This window comes from Lysobacter sp., assembly GCA_013141175.1.
Lineage (GTDB): Bacteria > Pseudomonadota > Gammaproteobacteria > Xanthomonadales > Xanthomonadaceae > Lysobacter_I.
In genome coordinates this window covers 3,507,156-3,519,724 of sequence record JABFRN010000001.1, presented here as the reverse complement: position 1 = coordinate 3,519,724, position 12,569 = coordinate 3,507,156, and the positions used below count along the sequence as shown (strand labels likewise).

At 64.3% G+C, this 12,569-nt stretch carries 14 protein-coding genes and 1 tRNA gene; 1 reads left to right on the top strand and 14 read right to left on the bottom strand.

Annotated features, from left to right (window positions below; translation table 11 throughout):
- Window positions 1–17: 17 nt before the first annotated feature.
- The 14 genes from nuoK to HOP03_15485 form a co-directional block, all read right to left on the bottom strand.
- Window positions 18–329: an NADH-quinone oxidoreductase subunit NuoK gene (gene nuoK, locus HOP03_15550; GenBank protein NOT89575.1), complete on the bottom strand. Its 312-nt coding sequence runs from the start codon at window positions 327–329 to the stop codon at window positions 18–20.
- Entirely contained in the window at window positions 329–973 is a 645-nt protein-coding gene (locus HOP03_15545) for an NADH-quinone oxidoreductase subunit J (GenBank protein ID NOT89574.1), read from the bottom strand. Before HOP03_15545 ends, nuoK begins: the two co-directional genes overlap by 1 nt.
- Window positions 974–1,013: 40 nt before the next feature.
- Window positions 1,014–1,502 carry an NADH-quinone oxidoreductase subunit NuoI gene (gene nuoI, locus HOP03_15540; GenBank protein NOT89573.1) on the bottom strand — a complete coding sequence of 163 codons (489 nt, stop codon included), beginning with the start codon at window positions 1,500–1,502 and terminating at the stop codon, window positions 1,014–1,016.
- Window positions 1,502–2,581 carry an NADH-quinone oxidoreductase subunit NuoH gene (nuoH, locus tag HOP03_15535; protein NOT89572.1) on the bottom strand — a complete coding sequence of 360 codons (1,080 nt, stop codon included), beginning with the start codon at window positions 2,579–2,581 and terminating at the stop codon, window positions 1,502–1,504. Before nuoH ends, nuoI begins: the two co-directional genes overlap by 1 nt.
- On the bottom strand, window positions 2,578–4,842 hold the full coding sequence (nuoG, locus tag HOP03_15530; protein NOT89571.1) for an NADH-quinone oxidoreductase subunit NuoG: 2,265 nt from the start codon (window positions 4,840–4,842) through the stop codon (window positions 2,578–2,580). Before nuoG ends, nuoH begins: the two co-directional genes overlap by 4 nt.
- Window positions 4,839–6,218, bottom strand: coding sequence for an NADH-quinone oxidoreductase subunit NuoF (nuoF, locus tag HOP03_15525; protein NOT89570.1), 1,380 nt, complete (start codon window positions 6,216–6,218; stop codon window positions 4,839–4,841). The genes nuoG and nuoF overlap by 4 nt, the downstream gene beginning before the upstream one ends.
- 14 nt (window positions 6,219–6,232) lie before the next feature.
- Window positions 6,233–6,760, bottom strand: coding sequence for an NADH-quinone oxidoreductase subunit NuoE (nuoE, locus tag HOP03_15520; GenBank protein ID NOT89569.1), 528 nt, complete (start codon window positions 6,758–6,760; stop codon window positions 6,233–6,235).
- Between the two features lie 13 nt (window positions 6,761–6,773).
- On the bottom strand, window positions 6,774–8,081 hold the full coding sequence (locus HOP03_15515; GenBank protein NOT89568.1) for an NADH-quinone oxidoreductase subunit D: 1,308 nt from the start codon (window positions 8,079–8,081) through the stop codon (window positions 6,774–6,776).
- Window positions 8,078–8,833, bottom strand: a complete 756-nt coding sequence (locus HOP03_15510) for an NADH-quinone oxidoreductase subunit C (GenBank protein NOT89567.1) — start codon at window positions 8,831–8,833, stop codon at window positions 8,078–8,080. Before HOP03_15510 ends, HOP03_15515 begins: the two co-directional genes overlap by 4 nt.
- 1 nt (window position 8,834) lies before the next feature.
- Entirely contained in the window at window positions 8,835–9,431 is a 597-nt protein-coding gene (locus tag HOP03_15505) for an NADH-quinone oxidoreductase subunit B (protein NOT89566.1), read from the bottom strand.
- Window positions 9,422–9,778 carry an NADH-quinone oxidoreductase subunit A gene (locus HOP03_15500; GenBank protein ID NOT89565.1) on the bottom strand — a complete coding sequence of 119 codons (357 nt, stop codon included), beginning with the start codon at window positions 9,776–9,778 and terminating at the stop codon, window positions 9,422–9,424. Before HOP03_15500 ends, HOP03_15505 begins: the two co-directional genes overlap by 10 nt.
- A gap of 227 nt (window positions 9,779–10,005) precedes the next feature.
- Window positions 10,006–10,090: transfer RNA gene (locus HOP03_15495), tRNA-Leu, on the bottom strand.
- Between the two features lie 216 nt (window positions 10,091–10,306).
- The gene (secG, locus tag HOP03_15490) at window positions 10,307–10,756 is read right to left on the bottom strand and encodes a preprotein translocase subunit SecG (protein ID NOT89564.1); all 450 of its coding nucleotides are present in this window, start codon (window positions 10,754–10,756) and stop codon (window positions 10,307–10,309) included.
- A 62-nt stretch (window positions 10,757–10,818) separates the two neighbouring features.
- Window positions 10,819–11,571: a triose-phosphate isomerase gene (locus tag HOP03_15485; GenBank protein ID NOT89563.1), complete on the bottom strand. Its 753-nt coding sequence runs from the start codon at window positions 11,569–11,571 to the stop codon at window positions 10,819–10,821.
- A gap of 94 nt (window positions 11,572–11,665) precedes the next feature.
- On the opposite strand from HOP03_15485, the gene HOP03_15480 reads away from it, so the two are divergent.
- Window positions 11,666–12,484, top strand: a complete 819-nt coding sequence (locus HOP03_15480) for an SDR family oxidoreductase (protein ID NOT89562.1) — start codon at window positions 11,666–11,668, stop codon at window positions 12,482–12,484.
- Window positions 12,485–12,569: the final 85 nt, after the last annotated feature.

Here is a 12,569-nt window from a genome sequence, read left to right as displayed (position 1 = left end):
TTCCATACCGGGTCCCGTCAGCCTTTCAAGGTGTCGATTTCGGCGACGTTGATCGTGCGCCGATTGCGGAACAGGGTGACCAGGATGGCCAGGCCGATCGCAGCCTCCGCAGCGGCCACGGTCAGGATGAAGAACACGAAGATCTGACCGGCGGCGTCGCCGAGGTGGCGCGAGAACGCGACGAAGTTGATGTTGACGCTCAGCAGCATCAGCTCGATCGACATCAACAGGATGATGACGTTCTTCCGGTTGAGGAAGATGCCGGCCAGGCTGATGCAGAACAGCGCCGCGCCGAACGCCAGATAGTGCCCGAGGGCCAACGGTCCCATCATGATTTCACCTCATCGGCTGCGACGGCGTCGCCGACCGGCGCCGGGCGTACCGCATCCATCTTGACCAGACGGACCCGGTCCTGCGCACGAACGCGCGACTGCTCGCCCGGGTTCTGATGCTTGGCGCCGACGCGGCGACGCAGGGTCAGCATCACGGCGGCGACCACCGCGATGGTCAGGATGACCGCGGCGACCTCGAACGGCAGCATGTAATCGGTGAACAGTGCATTGGCGAGCCAGGCCGTGTTCGAAAGGCCGGCTGCGGCGGCGGGATCCTCGCCGAATGTCGAGGCGAACTTCGCTTCCACGCCGATCAGGGTCAGCATTTCGATCAGCATCACCACCGCGACCAGCAGCCCGAGCGGCAGATAGCGCACGAAGCCTTCGCGCATCGGCGCGGTATCGACGTCGAGCATCATCACCACGAACAGGAACAGCACCATCACCGCGCCGACGTAGACCAGGATCAGCGCAACGCCAAGGAACTCGGCGCCGGCCAGGATCCAGGTGCAGGCCACGGTGAAGAAGGTCAGCACGAGGCAGAGCGCGGCGTGCACCGGATTGCGCACGGTGATCACCGCGCCCGCCGAAAGCACGGCGACCGTGGCGAAAACCATGAATGCGAGAGTGGTGAATTCCACGGCGGCCCTCAGGGAGACTTGTTCATTCGACGATGCATGTTCAGCGGTAGCTGGCGTCGGCGGCGCGACGTTCGGCGATCTCTTTTTCGAGACGGTCGCCGATCGCCAACAGCTGCGTTTTGGTCACGATATTCTCGCCGCGCTTTTCGAAGTGGTACTCGTGGAGATGGGTTTCCACGATCGAATCGACCGGGCAGGATTCCTCGCAGAATCCGCAGAAGATGCACTTGAACAGATCGATGTCGTAGCGCGTGGTGCGGCGGGTGCCGTCGGCGCGCTGCTCCGAATCGATGGTGATCGCCAGCGCCGGGCAGACCGCTTCGCACAGCTTGCAGGCGATGCAGCGCTCTTCGCCGTTCGGATAGCGGCGCAGGGCGTGCAGGCCGCGGAAGCGCGGCGACTGCGGGGTCTTTTCCATCGGGTACATCAGCGTGTACTTGGGACGGAACAGGTACTTCAGCGTCAGCCACATGCCCTGGAACAGTTCCAGCAGCAGCAGGCTCTTGAGATAGGACATCGCCTTGTTCATCACTGCCCCGCCTCGAACACGCCGAAGAACACCATCAACGCCGTCGCGAAGATCCACACGAGGGTGATCGGGATGAAGACCTTCCAGCCCAGACGCATGATCTGGTCGTAGCGGTAACGCGGGAACGATGCGCGGAACCAGATGAACAGGCTGGCGAAGAGGAACACCTTCATCAACAGCCACGGCCAACCGCCCTTCCAGATCCAGTCGACCCACGGCGACACGTCGCCCAGTGGAACGCCCTGGAATGGGCTGAGCCAGCCACCGAGGAAGAACAGCGCGGTCAGGAAGCTGACCAGGATCATGTTGGCGTATTCGGCCAGGAAGAACAGCGAGAACTGCGAACCCGAATACTCGACCATGTGGCCGGCGACGATTTCGGACTCGCCTTCCACCACGTCGAACGGCGCGCGGTTGGTTTCGGCCACACCGGACACGAAGTAGACGACGAACAGCGGCAGCAGCGGCAGCCAGAACCACTCGAACGGGCCGGCGTTGCCGGACTGCGCGACCACGATGTCGGTGATGTTCAGACTGCCGGCGGCCATCAGCACGCCGACCAGCGCGAAGCCCATCGCGATTTCGTAGGACACGACCTGCGAGGCAGCGCGCATCGCGCCGAGAAACGCGTACTTCGAGTTCGAGGCCCAGCCGGCGAGGATGATGCCGTACACGCCCAGCGAGGTCATCGCCAGCAGATACAGCAGGCCGGCGTTCGCATTCGACAACACCAGCTTCGCGTCGAACGGCACCACCGCCCAGGCCGCCAATGCGGGAACCAGTGCGATCATCGGCGCGAGGATGAACAGCGGCTTGTTCGCGCTGCTGGGCTGGATCACTTCCTTGAACAACAGTTTGAAGACGTCCGCGAACGCCTGGAGGATGCCCCAGCCGACATACATCGGCCCATGACGGACATGCATCCAGCCGATGAGCTTGCGCTCCCAGACCACGTAGAACGCGACGGCGATGATCACCGGCATCGCGACCGCGAGGATCTTCAGCACGATCCACAGGACCGCGCCGGTGGTGCCCATGGCCAGGATCCAGTCGCGCAGGACGTCGAACAGCATGTTCATGCGTCGGCTCCCGTCGATGCGACCGCCGCGACGCGAACGCGTCCCGCACCCAGCGCTGCGGTCGGGCCGTAACCGGATTCGACCCAGGCGGCCCCCTTGGCGACGCGATCGTCGAGGACGACCTGCAGCGTTGCAGTGCCGACACCATTGTCGACCTTGGCCATCGCACCCGTCACGAGCGAAGCCGCAGCGGCATCCTGCGGATGCAGCACGATGCGCGGACCGGCATTGAGCGGATGCGCTTGCAGCGCGGCGGCGCGACGGGTCACGCCATCGACGCGATAGATCGCCTGTGTGACAACGAGTTCGATGCCCTCGCCGGTCGGCGTCGGTGACATCGAGACCTTGACCGCGACATCGCGCGTCCTGATGCCTGCACGCAGGCCGGCGAGATCGGTGAATTCGAAGCCGGGGGCAGCGAGTTCGCCGCCAAGCGCACGCAGCACGCGCCAGCCCGGGCGCGCATCGCCCGGCAACTTGCCGCCGGCGATCGCGCGCTGGTCTCGACCATCGAGATTGGTCAGCGTGGCGTCGATTTCCGGCAGCGCGCCGATCGGCAGGATCACGTCGGCGACCGCACGCGTCGAACGGCAGGCGAACTGGCTGAACGCCACGACCTTGGCCGCACCCAGCGCTTTGAGCGCGCGCGCCTGGTCGGCGAAGTCGAGGCCGGGTTCGATGCCGTACAGCACGTACGCGGCACGCGGATCGGCGAGCATCGCCTGCGCATCGAGCGCGGTCGGCAGCACACCGTGGCGCGAAAGACCCAGCGCGTTGGCGCCCTGCGGAATGCGGCACAGCGCGGCATTGTTCGCGGAAGCGAACGCAGCCGCTGCGCTGCGGATCGCAGCGGCGTGGATGGAATTTTCGGCCACGGCACCGACGATCACCGCGGCTTTCGCGAGGTTGTCCAGCTTGAAGCCGGCCAAGGACGACGCCAACTGCGACGGCGGCACGATGGTCTTCGAAGCCGCCTTGAAGGTGAAATCGAAATCGACCGGATTGATGACGTGGATCTTCGCGCCGCGCTTCGCCGCCTTGTGCAGGCGCTGATGCAGCAACGGCACTTCATGGCGCAGATTCGAGCCGACGATGACGATCGCATCGGCGGTTTCGAGATCGGCGACCGACATGCCGAACTGCGCGGCGGTCGCGCCATCGGACAGGTCGTGCTGGGCGATGCGGTGATCAAGATTGCCGGTGCCGAGCGCTCCGGCGAGACGGGCGAGCAGCGCGCCTTCTTCGTTCGAGCTCGCCGGATGCACGAGCACACCCAGCGCGTCGCCACGGTTGGCCCGCAGGATGTCGGCGGCTTTGGCCAGCGCCTCTTCCCAGCTTGCTTCGCGGAAGGTGTCGCCTTCCTTGATCAGCGGCTTCGTCGCGCGATCCTCGGCGCCCAGGCCTTGATGCGAGTAACGGTCGCGATCCGACAGCCAGCACTCGTTGACCGCTTCGTTGTCGCGCGGCACCGAACGCAGCACGTCGCCGCGACGCGCGTGCAGGAACAGGTTGCTGCCCAGCGCATCGTGATAGCCGAGCGATTCCTTGGCGATCAGTTCCCACGGACGCGCGCGGAAGCGGAACACTTTATTGGTGAGCGCGCCGACCGGGCACACGTCGATGACGTTGCCGGAGAGTTCGGTGGTCAACGGCTTGCCGTCGAACGTGCCGATCTGCAGATTCTCGCCGCGCTGCATGCCGCCGAGTTCGTAGGTGCCGGCGATGTCCGCGGTGAAGCGCACGCAGCGCGTGCACTGGATGCAGCGGGTCATGTCGGTGGCGACCAGCGGCCCCATGTCCTCGTCGGCCACGGTGCGCTTGCGCTCCGAGAACCGGCTGACCGAACGGCCGTAGCCCAGCGACATGTCCTGCAGTTCGCACTCGCCGCCCTGATCGCAGATCGGACAGTCGAGCGGATGGTTGATCAGCAGGAATTCCATCACGTTGCGCTGCGCTTTCAGCGCTTTCTCGTTGCGCGTGAATATCTTCATGCCGTCGGCGACCGGCGTGGCGCAGGCCGGCTGCGGCTTGGGCATCGGCCGTCCGCCCATTTCGGCGTCGACCAGACACATGCGGCAGTTCGCGGCGATCGGCAGCTTCTCGTGGTAGCAGAAGCGCGGAATCGGAATGCCGGCCTTGTCGGCGGCGTGGATGATCATCGAGCCTTTCGGCGCGAACAGCGGCTGACCGTCGATCTCGATCGCGACGTGGCCCTCGGGGACGACCGGCACGACGGGCGCGTTGACGGTTTCGGTACTCATGCCGTCACCTTCTCGGCCGTTGCCTGTTCGACCACCGTGCCCGCGCGCCGATCATCGACCAGGAAACGCCGGTTCACGATCGCGTATTCGAATTCGTGCCAGAAATGGCGCAGGAAACCCTGCACCGGCCACGCGGCGGCTTCGCCGAACGCGCAAATGGTGTGGCCTTCGATCTGGCCCGCCGCCGCTTTCAGCATGTGCAGGTCGTCCATCGTCGCCTGCTTCTCGACGATGCGGGTGAGCATGCGGTACATCCAGCCGGTGCCTTCGCGGCACGGCGTGCACTGGCCGCAGCTTTCCTTGAAATAGAAGCGTGCGATGCGCTGGCAGGCGCGCACCATGCAGGCGGTTTCGTCCATCACGATCACCGCGCCCGAGCCAAGACCGGAACCGGCCTTCTGGATCGCGTCGTAATCCATGGTCAGGCCCATCATGGTCTCGGCCGGCAGCACCGGCATCGACGAGCCGCCCGGAATCACCGCTTTCAGCTGGTGGCCATTGCGCACGCCGCCTGCCATCTCCAGCAGATCGGCGAACGAAGTGCCGAGTCGGATTTCGTAATTGCCCGGCTTGGCGACATGGCCGGAGACCGAGAAGATCTTCGGGCCGCCATTGTTCGGCTTGCCGAGATTGAGGAACCATTCGGCGCCGTTGCGGATGATCGCCGGCACCGACGCATAGGTTTCGGTGTTGTTGATCGTGGTCGGGCGGCCGTACAGGCCGAAGTTGGCCGGGAACGGCGGTTTGAAGCGCGGCTGGCCCTTCTTGCCTTCCAGCGATTCCATCAGCGCGGTTTCTTCGCCGCAGATGTAGGCGCCCGCGCCGAGCGCGTTGTGGATATCGATGTCGAGGCCGCTGCCGAGCACGTTCTTGCCCAGCCAGCCGTGCTTGTAGGCTTCGGCGGTGGCTTCTTCCAGATGCTCGAACGGCTCGTGATGGAATTCGCCGCGCAGGTAGTTGTAAGCGACGGCCGAACCGGTCGCGTAACACGCGATGGCCATGCCTTCGATCACCGCATGCGGGTTGAAACGCAGGATGTCGCGGTCCTTGCAGGTGCCCGGCTCGGATTCGTCCGAGTTGCAGAGGATGTATTTCTGCATGCCGGTGCCCTTGGGCATGAAGCTCCACTTCAGGCCGGTGGGAAAGCCCGCGCCACCACGGCCGCGCAGCCCGGAACCCTTGACCATTTCGATCACCTGTTCCGGCGGGATCTTTTCTTCGATGATCCTGCGCAGCGCACTGTAGCCGCCCGTCTTCAGGTAGTTTTCGTACGACCACGGCTTGTCGAAATGCAGCGTGGTGTAGACGACCTGATGTTCCTTCGGCGCGGGGCCGACTGGACCGGTGGCGTGCGGATTGGTGTCGTGATGAGCCATCTCGTCGCCCTGCCTCACTTCAGACCGTCGAGCAGCTCGTCGACTTTCGCGACGTCGAGCTTTTCGTGGTAATGACCGTTGATGACCATCATCGGCGCGCCGCAGCACGCGGCCAGGCATTCTTCCTCGCGCTTGAGGAAGATGCGTCCGTCCTCGGTGGATTCGCCGGTCTTGCAGCCCAGCTTCTTCTCGGCATGCGCGACCAGATCCTCGGCGCCGTTGAGCCAGCAGCTGATGTTGGTGCAGAACGCCACGTTGTGGCGGCCGACTTTCTCGGTCTCGAACATCGAGTAGAAAGTCGCGACTTCGTACGCCCACACCGGCGGCAGGTCGAGATACTTCGCGACCGCAGCGATCAGCTCGTCGCTCAACCAGCCGCCGTTCTGTTCCTGCGCCGCGTGCAGGCCCTGCAGCACCGCCGAACGCTTGCGATCCGGCGGAAACTTGGCCAGCCAGTGATCGATATGCGCCCGTGTCTTGTCGGACAACGCGACCATCGGATCGACGTTGCGGCAGGCTTCGAAATTTCCAGTCGCTTTCATTCTTCTCTGCGCCTCAGCGATCGATTTCGCCGAACACGATGTCGTAGGTGCCGATCATCGCGACCACGTCGGCCAGCATGTGGCCTTTCACGATCGCGTCCATCGACGACAGATGGGCGAAACCCGGCGCGCGCAGATGCGCACGGAACGGCTTGTTCGCACCATCGGATACCAGGTAACAGCCGAACTCGCCCTTCGGCGCTTCGACCGCGCAATACGTTTCGCCGGCCGGTACGCAATAACCTTCGGTGAACAGCTTGAAGTGGTGGATCAGCGCTTCCATGTCGTCCTTCATGGACTCGCGGCTCGGCGGTGCGACCTTGTAGTTGTCGATCATCACCGGGCCGGGATTCGCCTTCAGCCACTTCACGCACTGCTGGATGATGCGGTTGGACTCGCGCATTTCCGCGATCCGGACCAGGTAACGGTCGTAGCAGTCGCCCTTCACGCCGACCGGGATATCGAAATCCACTTCGGCGTATTTCGCGTACGGCTGCTTCTTGCGCAGGTCCCAGGCGATGCCGGAACCGCGGATCATCGGGCCGGTCATGCCCCAGGCCAGCGCCTGTTCCGGCGGAATCACGCCGATGCCGACCGTGCGCTGTTTCCAGATGCGGTTGTCGGTGAGCAGGGTTTCGTATTCGTCGACGCGCGCCGGAAAGTCGTGGGTGAACGCTTCCAGGTAATCGAGCATCGAGCCTTCGCGCCATTCGTTGAAGCGCTTGAGCTTGCCGCCCTTGCGCCACGGCGATTCGCGGTATTGCGGCATTTTTTCCGGCAGATCGCGATACACGCCGCCGGGACGGTAGTAGGCCGCGTGCATGCGCGCGCCGGACACGGCTTCGTACACGTCCATCAGCTCTTCGCGCTCGCGGAAGGCGTACAGGAACACCGCCATCGCGCCGAGGTCCAGACCGTTCGAGCCGACCCACATCAAGTGGTTCAGGATACGGGTGATCTCGTCGAACATCGTGCGGATCCACTGCGCGCGTTCCGGCGCTTCGATCCCCATCAGGGTTTCGATCGCGCGGACGTAGGCGTGTTCGTTGCACATCATCGACACGTAGTCCAGGCGATCCATGTAGCCGATCGACTGGTTGAATGGCTTGGATTCGGCAAGCTTTTCGGTGCCGCGATGCAACAACCCGACATGCGGGTCGGCGCGCTGGACGATTTCGCCGTCCATTTCCAGGATCAGGCGCAGCACACCGTGCGCGGCCGGATGCTGCGGACCGAAATTCAGGGTGTAGTTCCGAATTTCCTGCTTCGACTCCGCAGCGTTGCTTGCGAAGGCTTCATTGGCCGGATGCGCAGTGCTCATTTCGTCGCCTCCGCCTTGCGCGCAGCCGACTCGCCCGAGGCGGTGGCGTAGCGTGCGTCGTCGCGGATCACGCGCGGCACGCCGACGCGGGGTTCGACGGAAGTGACCGGTTCGTAGATCACGCGCTTCTTCTCTTCGTCGTAACGGACTTCGACGTTGCCGATCAGCGGGAAATCCTTGCGGAACGGGTGACCGACGAAGCCGTAGTCGGTGAGGATGCGGCGCAGGTCGGGATGGCCTTCGAAGATGATGCCGAACAGATCGAACGCTTCGCGCTCGAACCAGTTCGAGACCGGCCACAGACCGGTGAGCGAGGCCACGACCGGCAGGTCGTCGTTCTGCGCGAAGGCCTTCACGCGCACGCGGCGGTTGTGCTGCACCGACAACAGTTGCGCAACCGCAGCGTAGCGGCGGTGCGGCACGGGCTCGATGGCCTGGCCTTCGATCCCCTGGGTCTGCCGGGTGGTGGTTTCGCCGTACTTGAAACGGCCTACGCCACGACCTTCGACGCCACGGCTGAAACCTTCCGAAGACACGTCGGTATCCCACTCGTCGCTGCCATAGCCGAGATAATCGACACCGCACAGATCGACCAGCGACTCGAAACCGAACTCGTCGCGCAGCGCTGCACAGCCGGCATGCCAGTCGCCATTCGGAAATTCGATGCCGACTTCGCCGCGCGGCTCGGCGACAGTGACGGTGGCGTCCGGAAAGTGCGCGCGCAGGCGCTCGACGAAGGCGGTTTCAGCCATGTCAGCGGACACCCTGGATGTTGTCGCCGAAATTGGTGCCGCGACGGATCTTCTTCTGCAGTTGCAGGATGCCGTAGACCAGCGCTTCGGCGGTCGGCGGACAACCGGGCACATAGACATCGACCGGGACGATACGGTCGCAGCCGCGCACCACCGAATAGGAATAGTGATAGTAACCGCCGCCGTTGGCGCAGCTGCCCATCGAGATCACCCACTTCGGATTGGGCATCTGGTCGTAGACCTTGCGCAGCGCCGGGGCCATCTTGTTGACGAGCGTGCCGGCGACGATCATCACGTCCGACTGGCGCGGCGACGGGCGGAACACCACGCCGTAGCGGTCGAGATCGAGGCGCGCAGCGCCGGCGTGCATCATTTCCACGGCGCAGCAGGCCAGGCCGAAGGTCATCGGCCACATGGAACCGGTACGTGCCCAGTTCCAGAGCACGTCGAAGCTGGTGGTGACGAAACCATGCTCGAGCAGCGGATTGCCGTCCGTCGAGAGCAGGCTTTCGGGGCGAAGGATGTCGTCGACCCTCCCTTCCGGGATCGGGTTGTTCGCGAAGTCCGCGACCTTCTGGACGGTTTGGATCACTCCCATTCCAGCGCACCCTTCTTCCAGACGTAAATGAAACCGATCAGCAGCAGCCCCAGGAACACGCCCATCTCGATCAGTCCGAACACGCCCAGCTCGCGGAAGACCAGCGCCCACGGGTAGACGAAGGCGATTTCGAGATCGAAGACGATGAACAGGATCGCGATCAGGTAGTAGCGGACGTCGAAACGCATGCGTGCGTCCTCGAATGCGTTGAATCCGCACTCATAGGGCGACAGCTTATCGGGATCGAAGCGCTTGGGGCCAAGGAAGTTGCCAACGACAATCAGGGCGATGCCTATGCCGGTAGCAACGATCAGAAACAGCAGGGTCGGCAGATATTCGGCCAGCACTTCAGTTCTCTCGGCGTTGAGTTGTGTCGACGGATCGTGAAAAAACATAGCCGCGTCTCCACGACTGTTGCCGGAAACGACCGCGAATGCGCCGTTCCTGGCCCATTGGCCTTTCGCAGAGCCGCTCGACAGGTGCGGATCTCACGGAGAGCCATGGTCGGGCGCCATCGCTGACGTCCATCGTCCCTGACTGACAAGCCCATGCTTCCATGCACGAGCTTTCGTATTGGTGCCCAAAGGGGGACTCGAACCCCCACGACTTACGTCGCTACCACCTCAAGGTAGTGCGTCTACCAATTCCGCCATCTGGGCAGTGCTGCGGTCCCGCGTCTTTGCATTCGCGAAGCCGGGATATTGTAAAGGATGCCGAGTGAAAGTCGCACCCTTATCGATCCGAATCGCAGGACCGGAGCAAACAAGAACCGGATGCGGATCATCACTGTTCGCCGGGACATCCGCCATGCGACGAATGTCGGCAGCGCCGGGCAATGACAAGGATCCGCCCGGCATATCTGAAGCGCTTGGCGATCAGCCTCCCTTCGGCGCTGGCGAGACGGGGGGCGTCGCAGCCGGTGCCGACTGCGAAGGCGTCGGCGCTGCGGGAACCGACTGCGTTGGCGCGGCCGGGATCGTTTGCGGAACCGCTTTGGGAGCAGGCTGTGCCGCAGGCGCCTTCTGGTCCGCTTTCGGCACCGCGGTCTGCGACATCACGCCGAGATCCTGTTCGGACACCGCCTTCGGTTTGGCGCTGTGGGTCGCGTTCCAGGCCATGAACAGGGCCACCGCGAAGAACACGATCGCCAGCCACTTGGTCGACTTCGACAGGAAGTTGGACGCACCGCGCGAGCCGAACACCGTGGCCGATGCGCCGGCACCGAAGCCCGAACCCGCCTGCGCACCCGCGCCGCGTTGCATGAGGATCAGCGCGATCATGGCGATCGCGACCAGCACGTAGAGAACATTGAGGATCAACAGCATCGTTGGCGCTCGTCAGAAATGGAATGCGGGGCGCCGGCACGGCCCGCGCGGAACCGGAAACATCAGGCCCGTGCGGCCGTGACGATCGCGAGGAAATCGGACGCCACCAGCGAGGCGCCGCCGATCAACCCGCCATCCACGTCCTGCTGCGAGAACAGCTCGGCCGCGTTGTCCGGCTTGCAGCTGCCCCCGTACAGGATGGACAGCGAGCCGGCGATTGTAGCATCGCGTGCCGCGATTTCGCCACGAATGAAGGCATGGACCGCCTGCGCCTGGGCAGGTGTCGCGGTCTTTCCGGTGCCGATCGCCCAGACCGGCTCGTAGGCGATCACGGCGCCCGCGAAGGCCTGCGCGCCCGCAAGCTCGAAGATCGCGGCGAGCTGGGTCTCGATCCGGTATTCGGTCTGCCCGGCTTCGCGCTCATGCAGCGATTCGCCGACGCAGAGGATCGGAACCAGCCCGGCGTGCTTGGCCGCGATGAATTTGCGGGCGACCAGGGCATCGCTCTCGGCGTGGTACTGGCGGCGCTCCGAATGGCCCACCAGACCGTAACGGGCCCCGATATCGACCAGCATCCCAGCCGAAACCTCGCCCGTGTAAGCGCCTTTTTCGTTGGCGCTGACGTCCTGGGCGCCGAACGACAGCATGCGGGCCTCGAAGCTTTCGATCAGTTCACCGAGATAAGGCAGCGGCGGCAGGACCACGACATCGACCCCGTCCGCCGGCATGCCGGCGACGATCGCAGTGACCAGATCCGCCGCGAACGCTTTGCTGCCATGCAGCTTCCAGTTTCCGGCAACGATTTTGCGACGCATGGCCTGCTCCGAAGCGAGATGCGACAGGATAGCCGATGGCGGGGCGTCGTCGGGGCACAGGTATGCTTGGCGGCCCCGATCGACGGAGAACAGGATGAGCCCGAAAAACCAGGCGAGCACAGTGGCAGGCCATGCATTGGTCACCGGCGCATCGAGCGGCATCGGCACCGCGATCGCCAGGGAATACGCCCGTCGCGGCGTGCCGGTGATCCTGACCGCACGCCGGATCGAGCGCCTGCAGGCCTTGGCCGAAGAGCTCGGCAAGCAGGTCGATGTGGTGGTGCTGGCGGCAGACCTGGCCGATCCCGGCGCCCCGGCGGCGCTGCAGGCAGAGATCGCATCCCGGGGCCTGCATGTGGCGCATCTGGTGAACAATGCCGGCTATGGGGTGCCCGGACGCTTTCTGTCCGCCGACTGGAAGACCCATGCCGATTCGTTGCAGGTGATGCTGACGGGCGTCTGCGAGCTGACCCATCGCTTCCTGCCGGCAATGGAAGCCGCCGGCTACGGAAGGATCATCAACGTCGCCTCGCTCGCGGGGCTCGTTCCAGCCTCGGCGGGCCATACGCTGTACGGCGCGACCAAAGCCTTCCTCATCCGGTTCTCGGAATGCCTGGCGCTGGAAACACGGGCAAAGGGCATCCACGTGTGCGCGCTCTGCCCCGGATTCACCTACACCGAGTTCCACGATGTCAACGGCATGCGCGAACGGGTGTCGAAACTGCCGAAGCTGCTGTGGCTCGACGCCGACAGCGTCGCCCGGCTGGGACTGGACGCGGTGGAACGGGGTCGCACCCGCTACGTGACCGGACGCGCCAACCGGGTGATCGCCGGGATTTCGAAATACCTGCCGGATGGATTGGCACGATCACTGGTGGCGAGCCGCAGCAAGGAATTCCGCGACAGCGACTGAGCGTGACCGGCCGCACATCGGATCGTTCCGCGTGCCCGGACGACCGCCAGTGGCTTCCCGAGCATCGCCGCAAACGGGCTGTTGG

Bases quoted from the DNA above. Each gene is read 5' to 3' on its own strand.
- secG (NOT89564.1), bottom strand. From the start codon at position 10,756: ATGCTGTTGATCCTCAATGTTCTCTACGTGCTGGTCGCGATCGCCATG.
- HOP03_15510 (NOT89567.1), bottom strand. From the start codon at position 8,833: ATGGCTGAAACCGCCTTCGTCGAGCGCCTGCGCGCGCACTTTCCGGAC.
- nuoK (NOT89575.1), bottom strand. From the start codon at position 329: ATGGGACCGTTGGCCCTCGGGCACTATCTGGCGTTCGGCGCGGCGCTG.
- HOP03_15485 (NOT89563.1), bottom strand. From the start codon at position 11,571: ATGCGTCGCAAAATCGTTGCCGGAAACTGGAAGCTGCATGGCAGCAAA.
- nuoF (NOT89570.1), bottom strand. From the start codon at position 6,218: ATGGCTCATCACGACACCAATCCGCACGCCACCGGTCCAGTCGGCCCC.
- HOP03_15505 (NOT89566.1), bottom strand. From the start codon at position 9,431: ATGGGAGTGATCCAAACCGTCCAGAAGGTCGCGGACTTCGCGAACAAC.
- HOP03_15515 (NOT89568.1), bottom strand. From the start codon at position 8,081: ATGAGCACTGCGCATCCGGCCAATGAAGCCTTCGCAAGCAACGCTGCG.
- nuoI (NOT89573.1), bottom strand. From the start codon at position 1,502: ATGAACAAGGCGATGTCCTATCTCAAGAGCCTGCTGCTGCTGGAACTG.
- nuoG (NOT89571.1), bottom strand. From the start codon at position 4,842: ATGAGTACCGAAACCGTCAACGCGCCCGTCGTGCCGGTCGTCCCCGAG.
- HOP03_15480 (NOT89562.1), top strand. From the start codon at position 11,666: ATGAGCCCGAAAAACCAGGCGAGCACAGTGGCAGGCCATGCATTGGTC.
- nuoH (NOT89572.1), bottom strand. From the start codon at position 2,581: ATGAACATGCTGTTCGACGTCCTGCGCGACTGGATCCTGGCCATGGGC.
- nuoE (NOT89569.1), bottom strand. From the start codon at position 6,760: ATGAAAGCGACTGGAAATTTCGAAGCCTGCCGCAACGTCGATCCGATG.